Source organism: Devosia sp. (assembly GCF_048261455.1).
Lineage (GTDB): Bacteria > Pseudomonadota > Alphaproteobacteria > Rhizobiales > Devosiaceae > Devosia_A.
Genome location: NZ_JBLXGA010000001.1, coordinates 325331 through 341405 on the forward strand (window position 1 = coordinate 325331; position 16075 = coordinate 341405).

At 65.3% G+C, this 16075-nt stretch carries 17 protein-coding genes; 6 read left to right on the forward strand and 11 right to left on the reverse strand.

Features of this window, described 5'->3' with window-relative positions:
• From ACN0TK_RS01645 to ACN0TK_RS01660, 4 genes are all read left to right on the forward strand, one after another.
• Positions 1–699 (forward strand): DUF4386 domain-containing protein (locus ACN0TK_RS01645; protein WP_417307685.1); only part of this gene is annotated, 699 nt, incomplete at its 5' end.
• 89 nt (positions 700–788) lie between these two features.
• A complete protein-coding gene (locus ACN0TK_RS01650; protein ID WP_417307686.1) occupies positions 789–1286 on the forward strand; it encodes a DUF427 domain-containing protein in 498 nt (165 codons plus the stop codon).
• A gap of 43 nt (positions 1287–1329) precedes the next feature.
• Positions 1330–1764 carry a DUF3429 domain-containing protein gene (locus ACN0TK_RS01655; protein WP_417307687.1) on the forward strand — a complete coding sequence of 145 codons (435 nt, stop codon included), beginning with the start codon at positions 1330–1332 and terminating at the stop codon, positions 1762–1764.
• Complete coding sequence (locus ACN0TK_RS01660) at positions 1761–2741, forward strand: NAD(P)/FAD-dependent oxidoreductase (protein ID WP_417307688.1); 981 nt, start codon at positions 1761–1763, stop codon at positions 2739–2741. The genes ACN0TK_RS01655 and ACN0TK_RS01660 overlap by 4 nt, the downstream gene beginning before the upstream one ends.
• Positions 2742–2765: 24 nt before the next feature.
• Here ACN0TK_RS01660 and ACN0TK_RS01665 read toward each other — a convergent pair whose 3' ends face one another.
• The 7 genes from ACN0TK_RS01665 to ACN0TK_RS01695 form a co-directional block, all read right to left on the reverse strand.
• The gene (locus tag ACN0TK_RS01665; RefSeq protein WP_417307689.1) at positions 2766–3353 is read right to left on the reverse strand and encodes a chloramphenicol phosphotransferase CPT family protein; all 588 of its coding nucleotides are present in this window, start codon (positions 3351–3353) and stop codon (positions 2766–2768) included.
• Between the two features lie 128 nt (positions 3354–3481).
• Entirely contained in the window at positions 3482–4039 is a 558-nt protein-coding gene (locus ACN0TK_RS01670) for a CarD family transcriptional regulator (protein ID WP_417307690.1), read from the reverse strand.
• Positions 4040–4385: 346 nt separating this feature from the next.
• Entirely contained in the window at positions 4386–4724 is a 339-nt protein-coding gene (gene fdxA, locus ACN0TK_RS01675; protein ID WP_417307691.1) for a ferredoxin FdxA, read from the reverse strand.
• Positions 4725–4994: 270 nt separating this feature from the next.
• Entirely contained in the window at positions 4995–5387 is a 393-nt protein-coding gene (locus tag ACN0TK_RS01680) for an RNA-binding S4 domain-containing protein (RefSeq protein WP_417307692.1), read from the reverse strand.
• 7 nt (positions 5388–5394) lie between these two features.
• Positions 5395–8481, reverse strand: coding sequence for a helicase-related protein (locus ACN0TK_RS01685; protein ID WP_417307693.1), 3087 nt, complete (start codon positions 8479–8481; stop codon positions 5395–5397).
• A 579-nt stretch (positions 8482–9060) separates the two neighbouring features.
• Positions 9061–9462: a hypothetical protein gene (locus tag ACN0TK_RS01690; RefSeq protein WP_417307694.1), complete on the reverse strand. Its 402-nt coding sequence runs from the start codon at positions 9460–9462 to the stop codon at positions 9061–9063.
• A gap of 131 nt (positions 9463–9593) precedes the next feature.
• Complete coding sequence (locus tag ACN0TK_RS01695; protein WP_417307695.1) at positions 9594–10385, reverse strand: DUF3108 domain-containing protein; 792 nt, start codon at positions 10383–10385, stop codon at positions 9594–9596.
• A gap of 209 nt (positions 10386–10594) precedes the next feature.
• Here ACN0TK_RS01695 and rpmB point away from each other — a divergent pair, with 209 nt between their 5' ends.
• On the forward strand, positions 10595–10879 hold the full coding sequence (gene rpmB / locus ACN0TK_RS01700; RefSeq protein ID WP_417307696.1) for a 50S ribosomal protein L28: 285 nt from the start codon (positions 10595–10597) through the stop codon (positions 10877–10879).
• A 110-nt stretch (positions 10880–10989) separates the two neighbouring features.
• Entirely contained in the window at positions 10990–11622 is a 633-nt protein-coding gene (locus ACN0TK_RS01705; protein ID WP_417307697.1) for a queuosine precursor transporter, read from the forward strand.
• Positions 11623–11647: 25 nt separating this feature from the next.
• Here ACN0TK_RS01705 and ACN0TK_RS01710 read toward each other — a convergent pair whose 3' ends face one another.
• The 4 genes from ACN0TK_RS01710 to cobT form a co-directional block, all read right to left on the reverse strand.
• The gene (locus tag ACN0TK_RS01710) at positions 11648–11830 is read right to left on the reverse strand and encodes a hypothetical protein (RefSeq protein WP_417307698.1); all 183 of its coding nucleotides are present in this window, start codon (positions 11828–11830) and stop codon (positions 11648–11650) included.
• Between the two features lie 162 nt (positions 11831–11992).
• Positions 11993–13048, reverse strand: coding sequence for a M42 family metallopeptidase (locus ACN0TK_RS01715; RefSeq protein WP_417307699.1), 1056 nt, complete (start codon positions 13046–13048; stop codon positions 11993–11995).
• A gap of 42 nt (positions 13049–13090) precedes the next feature.
• Positions 13091–14110 (reverse strand): esterase-like activity of phytase family protein, encoded by a 1020-nt coding sequence (locus ACN0TK_RS01720; protein ID WP_417307700.1) that lies wholly within the window; start codon positions 14108–14110, stop codon positions 13091–13093.
• Positions 14107–15996, reverse strand: a complete 1890-nt coding sequence (gene cobT / locus ACN0TK_RS01725; RefSeq protein WP_417307701.1) for a cobaltochelatase subunit CobT — start codon at positions 15994–15996, stop codon at positions 14107–14109. Before cobT ends, ACN0TK_RS01720 begins: the two co-directional genes overlap by 4 nt.
• Positions 15997–16075 lie beyond the last annotated feature (79 nt).

The window sequence follows — 16075 nt, forward strand, 5'->3', positions numbered from 1 at the left end:
TCGTCACTCAAAACCACAGCCCGCCTGACGGGCCTGTTCTATCTCGGCCTCGCCATCACCGGCATGCTCGGCTTCATAATGATCCGGCCGGCACTCTACGATCCGGCCGATGCCGCGCAGACGGCCGCCAATCTGCTGGCGCAGCCCGGGCTGGCGCGTATCGGTATCGCGCTCGAACTGGGGATCGTCCTCACCCAGGCGCTCGCCGCAGTGTGGTTCTATCGGCTGTTCCGCGCCGTCGACAGTTTTGCGGCCGGCGCCATTGCGGCCTTCGGCATGGTCAATGCAGTGGCTATCCTGTTCAGCGCCGCAGCCCTCACCGTGGCGCTGCAGGTAGCGCTCGACCCGGCCCTCGCCCCGGGGGGCGACGCGGCAGCCACCGCGCAGCTGATGTATGCGCTGAGCTCCGGCGCATGGGGCGGCGGCGCGCTGTTCTTCGGTCTGTGGCTCATCCCGATGGGATACGCCGTTCTCGCCTCGGGCTGGATGCCGCGTCTTCTGGGGCAGATCCTCGTGGTCGGCGGTGTCGGCTACCTGCTCAGCGCCTTTGCCAAGGTGCTGCTGGTCGGCGCGCCGACATGGCTCGCCGCGGCCCTCACCGTGCCCGCCTCTGTCGGCGAATTCTGGATGGTCGGCTATCTGCTGTTCATGGGGGTGCGGGCCAGCGCGCGTGAAACTGCCGTGACCGCCGCCACGTAACTTTCATATGGGGCAAAGCCCTTCACTTAACCGCAGCGCGGCGCGCCCCCCGGCGGCCGCGCTGCCTCTTGCTTTTTGGAGGTCCTGCCGTGAACCGTCCCACCCCGATACCGCCCGGGCCCGGCGAAGAAAGCGTCTGGGACTATCCACGCCCGCCGCGTCTCGAAGCTGTCGCCAAGCCGATCCAGATCACCTTCGCGGGCAAGCTGATTGTCGATGCGCCCGATGGTTTCCGGGTGCTCGAAACCAGCCATCCGCCGGTCTATTACGTCTCGCCCGAACATATCGCAGAGGGCGTGCTGCGGCCGGTGCAGGGCAGCAGCATGTGCGAGTGGAAGGGGCGCGCGCGCTATTTCGATGTCGTTGCCAATGGCCAGACGGCGCCCCGCGTTGCCTGGGCCTATCCAGCGCCCACTGACGCCTTCGCGCCGATCCGCGATTTCGTTGCCTTTTACGCCGGGCCGATGGACCGCTGTACGGTCGGCGGCGACGTGGTCACGCCGCAACCCGGCGGCTTTTACGGCGGTTGGGTCACCCCCGGCATCGTCGGGCCGTTCAAGGGCGAGCCTGGCACGATGGGCTGGTAGCGTTGCGAACTGTCGAACTCGATGAACGGACAGAGCCGAGCGAATGACTGAAAGCCAGACCCGCGTCGCGCTTGCGTTCACCTATGCCGGCATCCTGCCGCCGTGGCTGGCGCTCGCGCTGCATCTGACGCTTCAGTTGCCGTTGGCAGCGCTTGCGGCACTGCTCTATGGCGCCATCATCGCCAGTTTCGTTTGCGGCATGCACTGGGGTTTGTTCATGCAGGCGCGTCAGCCCGTGCCGATCAACCTGCTGATTACCAGCAATGTCGGGGCGCTCGCGGCCTGGGTCATGGCGCTCGTCTCGATATGGTCGTTGCCGCTGGCGTTCATCGGGCTGGCGGTCCTGCTCGGTGCGCTGCTGGCTATCGATCGCCGGCTGCTCTCCGCCAAACTCATTGACCCCTGGTTCTGGGCCCTGCGGCGCAATGCCAGCCTCGGTCTGGGCGGCGGGCTGGCCCTATGGAGCCTGTGTTCATGACACGAATTGCCATCATCGGTGCCGGCATCGGCGGGATCAGCCTCGCCCACCAACTGGCCCGCAGCCACGAGGTCGTGGTGTTCGAGAAGGGCCGCGGTGTCGGCGGGCGCATGGCGACGCGTTATGCTCCCCCGTTCAGTTTCGATCATGGAGCGCAGTATTTTACGCTGCGCGACCCCCGGTTTGCCCACCTTCTCGAGCCCTTGCTCGCCACTGGTGCCGTTGCCCCCTGGGCGGGGCCGATCGCCCGGATCGAGGATGGCGCGGTGACGCGCCTGGCCCAGCCGCGCGACCTGCACCATGTCGGTGTCCCCAACATGAACAGCATGGCCAAGGCGCTGGCCGACGGGCTCGACCTGCGCACCGGGGTCGATATTGCGCCGCTCGGTGCGCGCATGCCCGAGGGCTGGGTGCTCACCGATACATCCGGTGCCGATCAGGGACGTTTCGACTGGGTGGTGTCGACGACCACCGCGCACCAGACCATGGCGCTGTTCGCCGACAATGGGCCCGCCGACGGCCCGTTGACGACAGCGAAGATGGCGCCCTGCTATGCGCTTATGCTCGGTTTCACCACGCCGCTAGATCTGCCCTGGGTGGCCGCGCGGGTGTCCGCATCGCCCATCGAGTGGATCGGGGTCAATTCAAGCAAGCCGGGCCGGGATGTGGCGGGCACGACAATTGTCGTTCATTCCACCAGCGACTGGGCAGCAGCGCATCTTGGCGAGGATCTGGGCGAACTCGGTCACCAGCTCGGCGCGGCACTACATGCCGCAACAGGCATCGACCCGGATCTTGCGGCGCACAGGGCGACGCATCGCTGGGCCTCGGCCCGGCGCCTGCCGCAGGACGACAGCCAGCCCTATGTCGACACCGGGCGCCAACTCGCCGCGACCGGTGACTGGACCACCGGCAGTCGTATCGAGGACACTGTGCTGAGCGCTCTGGACCTCGCCAAGATCATCGACGCGGCCTGATGCTCTCGGCGATTGCCACGCACGTCAAAGTCCGAAGTTCGTGATGATTTCACCCGCGATTTCTGCGGGTGTCCGACTATCGCTGTGGACGACGAGGTCATAGTCCATCCCGGCATGCACCCGGTCGTACTGCCAGCGGGCGAGGCCGATCATTCGGTCGCCGCGGGCTTTCTCGCGTTGTTCCAGCGTTTCGAGATGCGCGAAAACGCCCACCGTGTGCAGGTCAAACCCGGCCAGCAGGCGGCGATACTCGGCCATGCCCGGATCGGCGCTGCCCATCAGCACATCATCGACGATGAGGTTCAGTCCCTCTGACGCCAGCGCCTGAACCGCGGCGCGCATGCCGCGCATCAGCTGCGTGCCCAACGTCCCGCCGGAAATCGCTACCTCGGGCGGGCCATCGGTTGCGACCGGGGTGAAGCTGAAGGTTTCGGGATGGTTGGCAAAGCGGGCGGGCAGCATTTCGAGAAAGCTGTCCATCTGCACATGCAGGAGCGGTGTTGCCACGGCGTCCTGCAGCGCCCTGGCAATGGAGGACTTTCCTGCACTCCCCACGCCGTTGAGCAGCACGATCTGCGCCCGCTGTCCTGCCTCACCGGCCTTGCCGCTCATCGGTCCTGTCCTCGCCCTCTCATGCTCCGGCGCTCCCGTACATGCTGGGCCATCTCTTCGACACCAGACAAAAAAGCCGGCCCCCGCAGGGACCGGCCTTAACGTACTCAGGAAATCCTGTCCGCTGCTTACGCGGCGGCTTCTTCCGAAGCCTCATCGGGCTTGGCGTTGCGGCGCGGGGATTTCTGCAGGTTCTTTTCGATCAGCTGGATCGCCTCGGTCAGCGTCAGCTTGTTCACAGCGGACACTTCGCGGCTCATGCGGTCCATGGCCTGCTCGAACAGCTGGCGCTCCGAATAGCTCTGCTCCGGCTGGTCGTCGGAGCGATACAGATCGCGCACGACTTCCGAAATGGCATTCAGGTCGCCCGAGTTGATCTTGGCTTCGTATTCCTGGGCGCGACGGCTCCACATGGTGCGCTTGACGCGGGCGCGACCGGTGACGGTTTCAAGCGCCTTGGTGATCTCGTCTTCTTCGGCCAGCTTGCGCATGCCGACGGATTTGACCTTGGCGACGGGAACACGGAGCGTCAGCTTGTCCTGCTCAAACGAAATGACGAACAGCTCCAGCGTCAGGCCAGCAACTTCCTGCTCTTCGATCGAGGTGATCATGCCGACGCCGTGGGCCGGGTAGACAACGCTTTCGCCCGTCTTGAACCCCATCCGCTGTGCAGATTTCTTGTTCATGAAATACTCCTGTTTAACGCCGCCGACGGACGGTATTCGCGCGCGACCGTCCTTGTTGTTACCTTGATGCCCAGGTGGAGGGGCAGAAGGGCTTGCGTCCCAGTCGGTCGCCTGCGCGACAGGGCCGACTGTGGTCCCCAGATCAATTGTTTCCTGTCAAAAAAAAGGGTGCCTCTCGGCACTCTGGGTGGACGATGGGCACAAGCTCCATTCATTTGCGGAGCATAGCACAAAAAATCAGCAAAATCAAAAGGAACGAATCAACTGCCGCGGACCCTGCCGGAGCCGCGTCAGCAAGCATTCATCAGTGTGGCGATGCCGCGGCGAGCCCGCGGCAGTTCTATGTTCAGTCGCCTTCGCCGGGGGCTTCCGAGAAGAACTTCTCGAACTTGCCTTCGACGCCGTCCATGGCGTCGGCATCGGCTGGCGCATCGCGCTTTTCGGTGATGTTGGGCCAGGTCGCCGCATATTTGGCGTTCACTTCCAGCCACTTGTCGAGACCACTCTCGGTGTCGGGCTTGATCGCCTCGGCGGGGCACTCGGGCTCGCACACGCCACAGTCGATGCACTCGTCGGGATGGATGACGAGCATGTTCTCCCCTTCATAGAAGCAGTCCACCGGACACACTTCCACGCAATCCATGTATTTGCACCTGATGCAATTGTCGGTGACGATATAGGTCATCTGCGAGCGATCCTGCTCAGTTGTCGGCGCTGGGTCTTTTCAGGCTCCACCCGGCTGGGGAGGTGGACGGAACCGCTCGGTTGCTAGCGGTTTTCGCGGCGCCCTGCAAGCCTTGGGCCGGGAACGGAATTGCCGGATCGGCCCGATCCGCGCCAACTTGTCCCCATCGTGCGCCACCCGCCTATCCTGCCGCGCAACAAACAGCGGCGGGGGGACGCACAGAGACAGAAAAACCACGATTACAAATTGAACGAACGGCGTTCAAACCGTTCAATCAAGCGCCGGGCCGTCATCCTCGAGGCTGCGCAGCCGGTCGATATTGCGGCGGTCGCGCTTGGTGGGGCGACCGGCGCCGGGTTCGCGCTGCGCCACAGCAGGCGGCTGGGTCTTGCGCGGCACCGGGGGCGGGCTCAGGTCTTCATAAAGGCCTGCTGCCTCGCTGGCGGGACCGCGGCGCGTGCCCGGGTCGAGAATGCGCCAGACCAGGAGGCGCGTGTGCACCGTCATGGTCAGCACGTCGCCGGGGCCGACGCGATGGTCGGTCCGCTGGGTGCGCTCCGAATTGACGCGCACAACACCGGTCTCGATCAGCTTTTGCGCCAGAGAGCGCGATTTGACCGCCCGGGCGAAGAACAGCCACTTGTCGAGCCGCTGGCGCTCCAAGCGGGGATCAGTCCTTCTTCTCGCGCAATGCGGCCAGGGCCGCGAAGGGCGAGTTGGGATCGAACTGCGGCTTGCGGTCCTCACGCGGCCGGTTCTGCTTCCAGTCGTCGCGGCGCTTGTCGCCACCCGGCTTGCCCTTGCCCTGGTAGGACTTGCCACCACCATTGTCCTGGTGCGGGCGCGGCTTGCGCGGCGGCTTGTTCTCGCCGTCGTTGCGGCGGAACTTGCGCTGCGGTGCTTCGCCTTCGGCGCCGTCGCGCCGCGGTCCACGACCGCGGTTGCGGGCATTGTCCTGGCGGCGCCCGGCGGGGAACCAGATCTCGTCGAACTCGGGTTCGGCGGGCGCTGTTGGGTCGGCAGCTGCTTCGGCGGGAGCGGCCTCGGCTGCCGGTGCCGTCTCGGCGGGGGCAGCTTCAGGTGCGGGTTCGGCCTCAGGTGCGGGTGCGGCTTCGGGCGTCGCCGCTTCGGCCGAAGTCGCCTCAGCTTCCGCGGCGGGAGCTGCTTCCGTGCTCTCCGGCGTGCTGGCGGCGGCGGGTTCGGCTGCCGGCGCGTCCGCAGCAGGCACTTCGGCCTCCGCAGTCAGTGCCTCGGTGGCAGCTGCTTCGGGTGCGGCTTCGGCCTCAGGTGCCTTGGCGTCCTCGGTCGCGGCGGGTGCCGCCACCTTGGGGGTGCGCTGCACGCGGTAGCCCAGCGAGGTCAGGATCGAAGCGAAGTCTTCGCCGGCGGTGCCGAGCAGCGAGGTCATCTCCACCGTGACGCGGAAGCCATTGGCATCGGCGGCACCGGCGGGCAGCTCCCCCTGGTGGTTGCGGGCATCGAGCGAGATCAGCGGACGGATGATGTCGGCCAGCCGCTCGAGGATGTCGACGCGCACGGCACGGCGGCCGGCGACCTTGAAGCCGGCAACCTCATAGAGCCGCGGATTGACCTCGGGGTCGATAAGGAACGACGTCCGGCCGGACAAGACGATCTGCGGCAGGTCCGAGACGCCCGGCTGGCGCACGCCGCCATTCTTCAGCGCGAACAGGATCAGCGCCAGCTCGCGCGGGGCGGGCTTCAGGCTTTGCGGCACATAGATGTGGTAGGCGCCGAACTTGACGCCGAGCTTGCGCATCTTGCCGCGCACGTCCTGGTCGAGGCTCTTCACGTCGTCGGCGACGGGGCCGCGCGGCATGACACCGAGATGCTCGAACAGCTGATAGGCGACGCCGCGGGCGGTACCCTCGAGGTCGTTGGGCGATTCCAGCGCCAGCACGCTTTCGAGCTGGGTGTTCACCAGATGGCGCAGCCACAGGTTCAGCCGGTCCTGCACACGCTCGAGGTCCGAGCCGGTCAGGCTCTCGTCGGCCAGCAGGATCAGCCGTGGCGCCAGCAGCGTGTCGCCTTCGGCCAGATTGGCGACCACCTGGCCGCGCCAGCGGACATAGCCGTCGGTGGACAGCACGAATTCTTCATTGGGGGCACCGGCGACGCGCTCGGCGCGGCGGGCGATTTCGGGCGCCACCACTTCACGCGCGGCAGCGGCCGTGCCCTTGGCGTCACCGCCTTCGGACCGGGCCAAAGTGAAACGGAAGCCCTCGATAGAACCTATCAGGTGGCCTTCCAGGCTGACCTCGCCATGGTCGTTGATTTCGGGCGATACCATATGCTTGTCTCTCAGATGGCGCATGAGCACCGAAGTGCGACGGTCCACGAAACGCTGTGTCAGCCGTTCGTGCAGAGCATCGCTCAGTCGGTCCTCGATTTCACGGGTCTTTTCGCGCCAATGGGTTGGGTCTGCAAGCCAGTCGTTACGGTTGGCGACGAATGTCCAGGTGCGGATCTGTCGGATCCGGTTGCTCAAGGTGTCTATATCACCAGAGCTATTGTCGCAGAACCTCACCTGCTCGGCAATCCAGTCCGCGTTTACGCGTCCTGTGTGCATCAGGTCGAGGTAGATGCGGGTGACGATCTCGCCATGCTGGGCCGGCGAAATGTCGCGATAGTCGGGGATCGAACAGCAGTCCCACAGCAGTTTGACAGCCGCTTCCGAGGTCGCAGCGGCGCCGGCCTCGTTGCGGGCCAGAAACTCCAGCGCCTGCTGGTCGGTGGCAATCGGCGCGCGCGTCAGGGTCTTGATCGACGGGGGCCGGTCGAGGCTGTCGCGCAGCGTCGTTAGCGAACGGAAATCCAGCGTGTGGTTGCGCCACTGGATGACGCGGATCGGCGCGAAATCATGGGTTTCGAGCTGCACCACCAGATCTTCGTCGAATTCGGAGGCGCGGCCGGTGACGCCGAAGGTGCCGTTGTTCATGTGCCGGCCGGCGCGTCCAGCGATCTGGCCGAACTCCGCCGGGGTCAGCGGGCGGGTCTGGCGACCGTCGAACTTGGTGTCATCGGCAAAGGCGACGTGCTGCACGTCGAGATTGAGCCCCATGCCGATGGCGTCGGTGGCGACGAGAAAATCGACATCGCCGTTCTGGTAGAGCTCGACCTGGGCATTGCGGGTGCGGGGCGACAGGGCGCCCATCACCACGGCGGCACCGCCGCGTTCGCGCCGCACCAGTTCGGCGATCGCGTACACCTCGCGGGCCGAGAAGGCGACGATGGCCGAGCGCTTGGGCTGGCGCGAAATCTTCTTGGAGCCCGCATAGGTCAGTTCGGAAAAGCGCGGCCGGTGAATGATCTCGACACCGGGCAACAGGGCGCGCAGCAGCGGCGCCATGGTGGCGGCGCCCAGCAGCAGCGTCTCGCTGATGCCGCGCGCATGGAGCAGGCGCTGGGTGAAGACGTGGCCGCGGTCGAAATCTGTTGCCACCTGAATCTCGTCGATCGCGAGGCATTCGACTGCGATGTCGAGCGGCATGGCCTCGACGGTGCACACCCAGAACCGGGCCTTGGGCGGCACGATCCGCTCTTCCCCAGTGACCAGCGCCACCTGGCCCACGCCGACCCGGTCGACGACCTTTTGATAGACCTCGCGCGCCAGGAGGCGCAGCGGCAGGCCGATCATCCCCGAGCGATGCGCCAGCATCCGCTCGATGGCGAAATAGGTCTTGCCGGTGTTGGTGGGCCCAAGAATCGCCTTGAGCGAGGAGGTGGGTGAGACGGTCATCACTGCATATCTAGGTGAAAGGCCGGGCAGTTGCGAGTGTATCAGGCTGGAACAATGTTCAGCCTGTTCTCGGGCCTCACCTTAACACTGTGCACGAAGCGCGAACAAAGCAGAGCCGAATCGCCGCCGAATCGCAAATCCGGGTTTGTTCTCCACAGCATGTGGTGGCTTGGTCGCGCAGGGCGCACTAAAGCGCAACAGCGGTGCAATTTTATCCCCACTCGCCGTTCAGACTGGTTTCCAGACGGTTAATTTCGCCCAGAATCAGCGGCTTGCACGGCGAGTGTCACCGGTGCGTAAAATCTGGCACGCCAAAGTTTTTTTGCCGATTTACCTTGGCAGCCCATGCCGCGTGGGGCCGGGGCGCGAAAATTTACGAAAAACCGCGTTGACCGTCCCGGTTCGGCACAGGGATTTCGTTAAGCCTTGGGTAACCATAAATTTCGGGGGTCTCGCTGCCGACACCCGCCGTCCGGGCCGGATGGTCCCCAGTGGAGGCCATCGGCGCTGGGGGCTGCAGGTCTGTTGCCATGCAGCCGGGGACGGCGTCGGGTCGGCAGTTGTCGCGGGCACGCGCCTTCAGCAATCGACGTTCAGTGGCACCCAGTTGCTCGCAACATTGGTGCCGGGGACTACAACGCGGTACTGCGCGTTGATATCCGTCGAGATGGCGATATTTTTCGTCATCGTCGCCAGATAGACGCCGCCCGAGCCCTGCACCGCCTGAGCGGTATACGGGCCGTAGACGCTCCCCTGCTTGCGCACGAGGAAGAAATTCACCTTGCCTGTGGTGTTGGTGTGCACCCAGGCGGTCATCTTGGCACTGCCGGGGCAGCTGTTCGGCGCGATGATGCCGAGCTGGGCCTGCGTCGGCACCAGCTTCTTGCCGGTGCCCACTTTGAGGTCGAGGGCCTGGGCGGCACCGCCCATGGCGGTCAGCGCGACCACGGCGGCCATGGCGGTCTTGGTGAGGGTGTTCATGTCGTGTCCTTCGCATCGGTGTTCGATTTGTTGCGAAGGTTTTGCCGCATGCGGCTTGAACGCCGTCTGAGGCGCAAGTTTAGCTCACGTTCATGTGAGGCGAGCGCTCGCTCGGGTGGAGTGCCAGCCGGCTACTGGTCGAGATCGGTCAGCACCATCGACAGGTCACCCTCGGCCGTCGTCACCAGTGCCCGATAGGGAATGTACCAGCCTTCGGCCTCCAGCGGCGCATACCAGATCAGTATGCGGTCATTGTTGGCCAGGTAGTTGGTGATCTCGGACGTCGTGTAGTGACCCGATACCGGCGTGTAGCGCATGGCGCAGACGATCACCGGCCCTTGATACCCCGTGCGTTTCGAGGTTGCCGTGTCGCCGCGCGCATAACGCATGGTCAGGTCGAAGCGCTCGGTGCCGGTGAAGATCGGCATTTTGCGTTCGCACAGTTTTGCATTCAGCCCATCCCCGCGCAGCACGAAGGGGGCCAACATGTCGTTGCTGGCGGTCAGGTGCTTCCGCTCGATAGCGACGCGGTCGATATTGTTGATGATCGGCGGGGTGATGACGAAACTTTCAACGCCATTGCCGGAAAAGCTGATGTCGGAGGCATATTGGCCGCCGCCGGCCCGGGTCACCATATTGAAGATCGCAGAGCGCAGGCCCGAGTTTTGCACCGCGCCGCGCGAGGTGGCGCGCGCCGTGCCGGTCGCCACCAGCGTCGCCAGACCGGAGACGCGGGCGTCGAGGATCATCGAATATTTGTCGCCCTGGGTTTCCAGCTTGACGGTCGCCAGCGCAATCTGGGTGCCGCCCAGCGTCACCGAATAGCGAGCAGTTACCTGCACTTCGGCGGCGCTCGTCGCACTTGCGAGGCCGAGCAGCAGAGGCATCGTCAAAGCGACGCGGCGGAACAGGGCACTCAACACGACGGTACGCACCTCGGCTTGGGCGGTCGGAAACGAATCGGCATAAGGGTCAAACTGCCCGTCGCGGGCGGGGCTGGCAAGCGCTGCAATCGCGGCAAAGCTTGACCTTGCGGCCCGTTTGCCCTAGGGGATGCGCCGCAATCAAGAACAGACTCCAGCCCGTTGCCCGGGATCATCCCGCGCCGAGGGCCTTTTTGACAGGACACAACATGGCTCGCCGCTGCGAACTCACCGGTAAGGGCGTCATGACGGGTAACACGGTGAGCCACGCGCTCAACCGGACACGTCGTCGCTTTCTTCCCAACCTCCTCAATGTCTCGCTGCTTTCCGATGCGCTGGGTCGCACCGTCAAGCTGCGCATCTGCGCCAACGCGCTGCGCACGGTCGAGCATCGTGGTGGTCTCGACGAATTCCTGATGAAGTCCAAGGATGCCGAGCTCAGCGTTCGCGCCAAGGCCCTCAAGCAGGAAGTGAAAGCTGCCATCGCGCAGTAAGCCGTTTTCGGCTAGAGCCTAGGGCCGCGCGCTCCCAACCGGGACCGCGCGGTTGTTTTTTATACCGCCCCGGTCTGTTGCCGGTTCGCGGGTTTCAGGGGTGCAGGATCATGCTCGCTCGTTTTGTCGCGGCCGTCGCCGCGATGGTGGCCGTTGTCGCCGCTTCCAACTTTCTCGTCCAGTTTCCGGTTCAGGCCACCTTCGGCGGTATCAACCTCGGCGATCTGCTGACCTGGGGTGCGTTCACCTATCCGGTGGCCTTTCTGGTCAATGACCTGACCAACCGCACGCTCGGCCCGCAGCGAGCCCGCATGGTGGTGCTGTCCGGCTTCGTCGTCGCCGTGGTCATTTCGATCTTTCTCGCCACGCCGCGGATCGCCATCGCCTCGGGCACGGCCTTCCTGATGGCGCAACTGCTTGACGTTTCCATCTTCGACCGGCTGCGGCGCGGGGCCTGGTGGCAGGCACCGCTGGTCTCCACCTTCCTCGGCTCGGTGCTCGATACGGTGGTGTTCTTCGGCATTTCGTTCGCGCCGAGCTTTGCCGGCATCGATGCGATGTTCGGCATGGAAGACGGTTCGCTGGGCTTTCCGGCGCCCTTCCTCGGCATCGGGCCCGAGGTGCCGCTGTGGATGTCGCTCGCCGTCGGCGATTTCATCGTCAAGCTGCTGGTCGCGGCCCTGCTGCTCGCACCCTACAAGGTGCTGCGCGGCATGATGTCGGACCGCTACGTCGCGGCCTGAGCCACTGCCTGGCGGAGCGCTCCGGTCAGGAGGGCTTCGCCGTGCTGCGCAGATAGGCCTCGATGCGCGACGTGCCGATTTCGTCAAGCAGGTGACGCACCGGGGTCCAGATCTGCCAGATCGGGTCGACGGCCCGCACGCTCAACTTGTCCCGTGTCAGGTCGAAATAGACATGGGCCGAGCGCGCCATATCCAGAAACTCAGCCACACCAATATCCGAAACGCTATCTGTCGTTGTCGTGTCAGCCATTTGCTTGCCTCGTATTTGAACTAAATACGAAATAAGCGGCGCGCGGTTTGGCTGCCCGCCGTCTGCCGGCATGGTTAGCGCGCGGTTAACGGCGGTTGGGGGCACCCGACGCCCTCGCAATCACTCGGCGAGCAAAGGTGTTGCCAGCGCGACGGCGAGGATGTCGCGTGCGGCCGCGAGATCGGTGCGGTCGATGGTTTCGGTGACCGTGTGGATATAGCGGGTGCCGACCACGATGCCCACGGCGCGCGCGCCGGCCGCGGCCTGCTGGGCAGCCGCGCCATCCTGCCCGCCCCGGGCGAGAATGGTCCGTTGGCAGGGGATGCCGTTCGCCTTGGCGAGCTGCTCGATTTCGGTCACCAGATCGACATCGGCGATGAAGGACGAGTCCTTGATATGCAGGCCAAAGCCCTTGCCCTGGATTGTGACGGCTTCATGGGCCGGCACGCCGGGCGTGTCGCAGGCGAGCGTGGTGTCGATGCCGAAGCCGATATCGGGCTGCACGGCAAAGGCTGCGGTACGGGCGCCGCGCAGGCCGACCTCTTCCTGGGTCGTGAAGACGACATGGATCTCGTAGGGATTTTTGGCGCCGGTGCGATCGAGCTGACGGATCGCCTCGATACCGAGCCAGCAGGCAACGCGGTTGTCGAGCGCCTTGGAGACCAGCTTGTCGCCCATTTCGATGAAGGGCTCGTCCATCACGACGTAGTCGCCGATCTTGACGTGTTCATGGGTCTTTTCGCCCAGGCCGATGTCGATGCAGAAATCGGCGATTTCGGGGATCTTCTTGGCGTCCTCGGGCGGCAGGATATGGATCGGCTTGCCGCCGGGGTTCATGATGCCCTTCATGTCGCCGCCGTCCGTGCACACCAGCACGCGGCGCGAGAACAGGTTCCGCCGGTCGAAGCCGCCGACCGGGTCGACGTGGATGAAGCCGTCCTTGGTGATATGGGTGACGAGAAAGCCGATCTCATCCATATGGCAGAGCAGCAGGACCTTCTTGGGGTTCTTGGCGCTGCCGCGGGCCTTGCGCACGCAATGCAGTGACCCCATCGCGTCGACCCGCACCTCGTCGAAGAGCCCGTCGACCTCGGCTGAAATCAGTTTGCGTACCCGGTGCTCGCGACCCGGCACGCCCGGCATTTCGCAAAGTTGTTTCAGCAGATCGATGTTCATGGCTCGCTCGTTCGTCAGGTGCGTGGGGCGGGTGCTCGAGGCTCACTCCGGCAGGGAGAATTCCAGCAGCAGGTTACGCTCCCAATCGTTGAAGTTGTTGTCGGAAATGATGGTGATGCGTTGCGTGCCATCGGGTGCCTCATGCACCGCGACGCCCTCCATATTGTCGATGTCACCGCCCGTCGCATAGAGCAATTCTTCGCCCTCCATGCGCGCCCCGGGCTGCACGTCGGCAGCCGGGATACGTTTCAGGCGCATGGTGAAAACGATCAGCGAGATGCCGCGCTCGAGCACCAGCAGGTCGCCATTGGGCAAAAAGGCGCAATCGGTGGGGTTGGTGCCATTGCCCGACACATAGCTCAGCGGACCCTTGTCGGCGCGTCCCAGCAGATAGGCCGAATGGGCGCCGGTATCGTCGGTGATGCCCTCGGGCAGCAGCAGGGTCGAGCCGGCGATGGGTGAGGCGGCGGGCGCAACGCAGACGGCTTCCAGGGTTTCATTGGTGCGGGCGCGGCTGAGCCAATCGGGAATGTTGATTTCGCGCGCGGGACCGTCGGGAATCGCGTCGACCAGCTCGAAGTCCGCGACGCGGGTCAGATTCTCGAAGCCGACGCGCACCGCGGCCGGAACGCCGTCGCGTTCGATCACCGTCAGCGATTCCGCGTCGCGGGCAAAGGCGCGGGGCAGGGCGGCGCCTTTTGAATTGAGGATGGGGTCGGAGCGGACGCCGACGAGGCTCAGCGGCCGCATCTGCTCGTCATAGATCAGCTGGCCTGAAATGAAATTGCCCTGGTCCGATACCATAACCAGCCGGTTGTCCGGGCCGGTGAAGCCGATGCCGGAGAGGCCGCCAAAGGTATCGACCGGGCTTTGCAGCTCGAGGCCGCCGCGCCAGATCAGCCCCTGGACGCGCTGGCCGACGTCGGCCGACATGAATTTGGTGATCGGCAGGGCGGTGACGGTCTCGTCCTGGGCCAGCGCCACCACGGGCGCGGCCAGCGCCGCTGCCGCGAGCAGTGCGGCGGCGCCACTCAGCCGGGCGAGACGCCGTAGCCGGGTCATCCCCGCCCGCGCCGTGCTGGCTTGCCGGGCAGTTCTTCGTCGAACAGCGCCGCAAGTTCGTCGGTCAGTGCGCCGGCCAGTTCCTCGGCGTCGAGCAGCGTCACGGCCCGCCGATAGTAGCGGGTCACGTCATGGCCGATACCGACCGCCACCAGCTGCACGCTGGAACGGGTCTCGATCTCTTCGATCACCTGGCGCAGATGGGCCTCCAGATAGTTTCCGGCATTGACCGACTGGGTCGAGTCGTCCACCGGGGCACCATCGGAAATCACCATCAGGATGCGGCGGTTTTCGGGCCGGCCGAGCAGGCGCTTGTGCGCCCATTGCAGGGCCTCGCCGTCGATGTTTTCCTTCAGCAGGCCCTCGCGCATCATCAGCCCGAGGTTGCGGCGTGCATGGCGCCACGGCTCGTCTGCGGCCTTGTAGATGATGTGGCGGATGTCGTTGACGCGCCCCGGATTGGCCGGACGTCCGGCTTCGAGCCAGGCCTCGCGCGACTTGCCGCCCTTCCAGGCACGGGTGGTGAAGCCGAGAATTTCCACCTTCACGCCGCAGCGCTCCAGCGTGCGGGCGAGGATATCGCCGCAGATCGCCGCGATGGTAATCGGACGGCCGCGCATCGAGCCGGAATTGTCGAGCAGCAGCGTCACCACGGTGTCGCGGAAGTCGGTGTCGCGCTCGACCTTGAAGCTCAACGCCTGCAGCGGATCGGTCACGACGCGGGTCAGCCGCGCGGTGTCGAGCAGGCCTTCTTCGAGATCGAATTCCCAGCTGCGGTTCTGCTGCGCCATGAGGCGCCGCTGCAGCTTGTTGGCCAGCCGCGCCACGGCGCCGGCCAGGTTCTCGAGCTGCTTGTCGAGCAGGCTGCGCAGCTGCTCGAGCTCATCCGGCGGACAGAGGTCCTGCGCGCGGATGGTCTCGTCGAACTTCTGGGTGAAGATCTTGTAGGCGAATGCGTTGCCGGGTTCGTTGGTCAGCTCGCCTGGCGGTGGCGGGTTCGGCATGTCCTCGCCCGACTCGGAGCTGTCGTCTTCGTCGGATTCGGAGAAATCCATCTCGGCGCCGTCGACGTCGCCCTCTTCGTCGGACTGACCGGGGGTCTGGTCCTCGTCGGCCTGGGCGTCTTCGCTCTCGCCTTCGCCCTGCTCGGGGTTCTTGTCGTCGTCCTGGCCGCGCTCGGGCTCCTGGTCGTCACCCTCCTCGGTGTCATCGCCATCGGCGTCGTCGAGATCGCCGTCGGGCACGAGGTTGAGGTCGCGCAGCACTTGCCGCATGGCGCGGCTGAACAGTTCCTGATCTTCGAAACGGCCGGTCAGCGTGGTCAGCGAATTGCCGGCGCGCTGCTCGATCTCGGTCTTCCACAGGTCGACGAGGGCGCGGCCCGAGGGCGGGATTTCCATCCCGGCGACACGCTCGCGCAGGATCAGGCCCAGCGCCTCGGCCAGCGGGGCATCGTCCTTGTCCTTGACCTCGCTGAAATTGCCGCGAAACAGGCGGTCTTCCAGCATTTCATGGATATTGGCGGTCATGCCGGGCATACGCTTGCAGCCCAGCGCCTCGACGCGGGCCTGCTCCAGCGCGTCATAGGCGGCGCGGGCTTCGGGCTCGGCGGGCGCGCGCTTGCGATGGGTGGCCGGGTCGTGGCTGGCGAGCCGCATCGACATGGCATCGCCCTGGCCGCGGGCGATGGCGATATCGCGGGTCGTCGGCAGGCGCGGCAGGTTGGCGAGCCGCGCCTTGTCCGAGGTCAGCAGCGGGCGGTCGGCCGAAAAACTGACTTCCAGGTCGCGCTGTCCACCAATGGCGCGCACGGCCGCACCCATCGCCGCCTTGAACGGGGCGGTCTGGTCGGGCTTGTTCGATTTGCTGCGCGGCGGCTGGGCCATGGGCGTTAGTCTCAGAACGGTGCCACGCCCTCTTGGGTCCGGGAGCTCACCATGAGGGCTGAGGAGAGCTCAGTGGTGC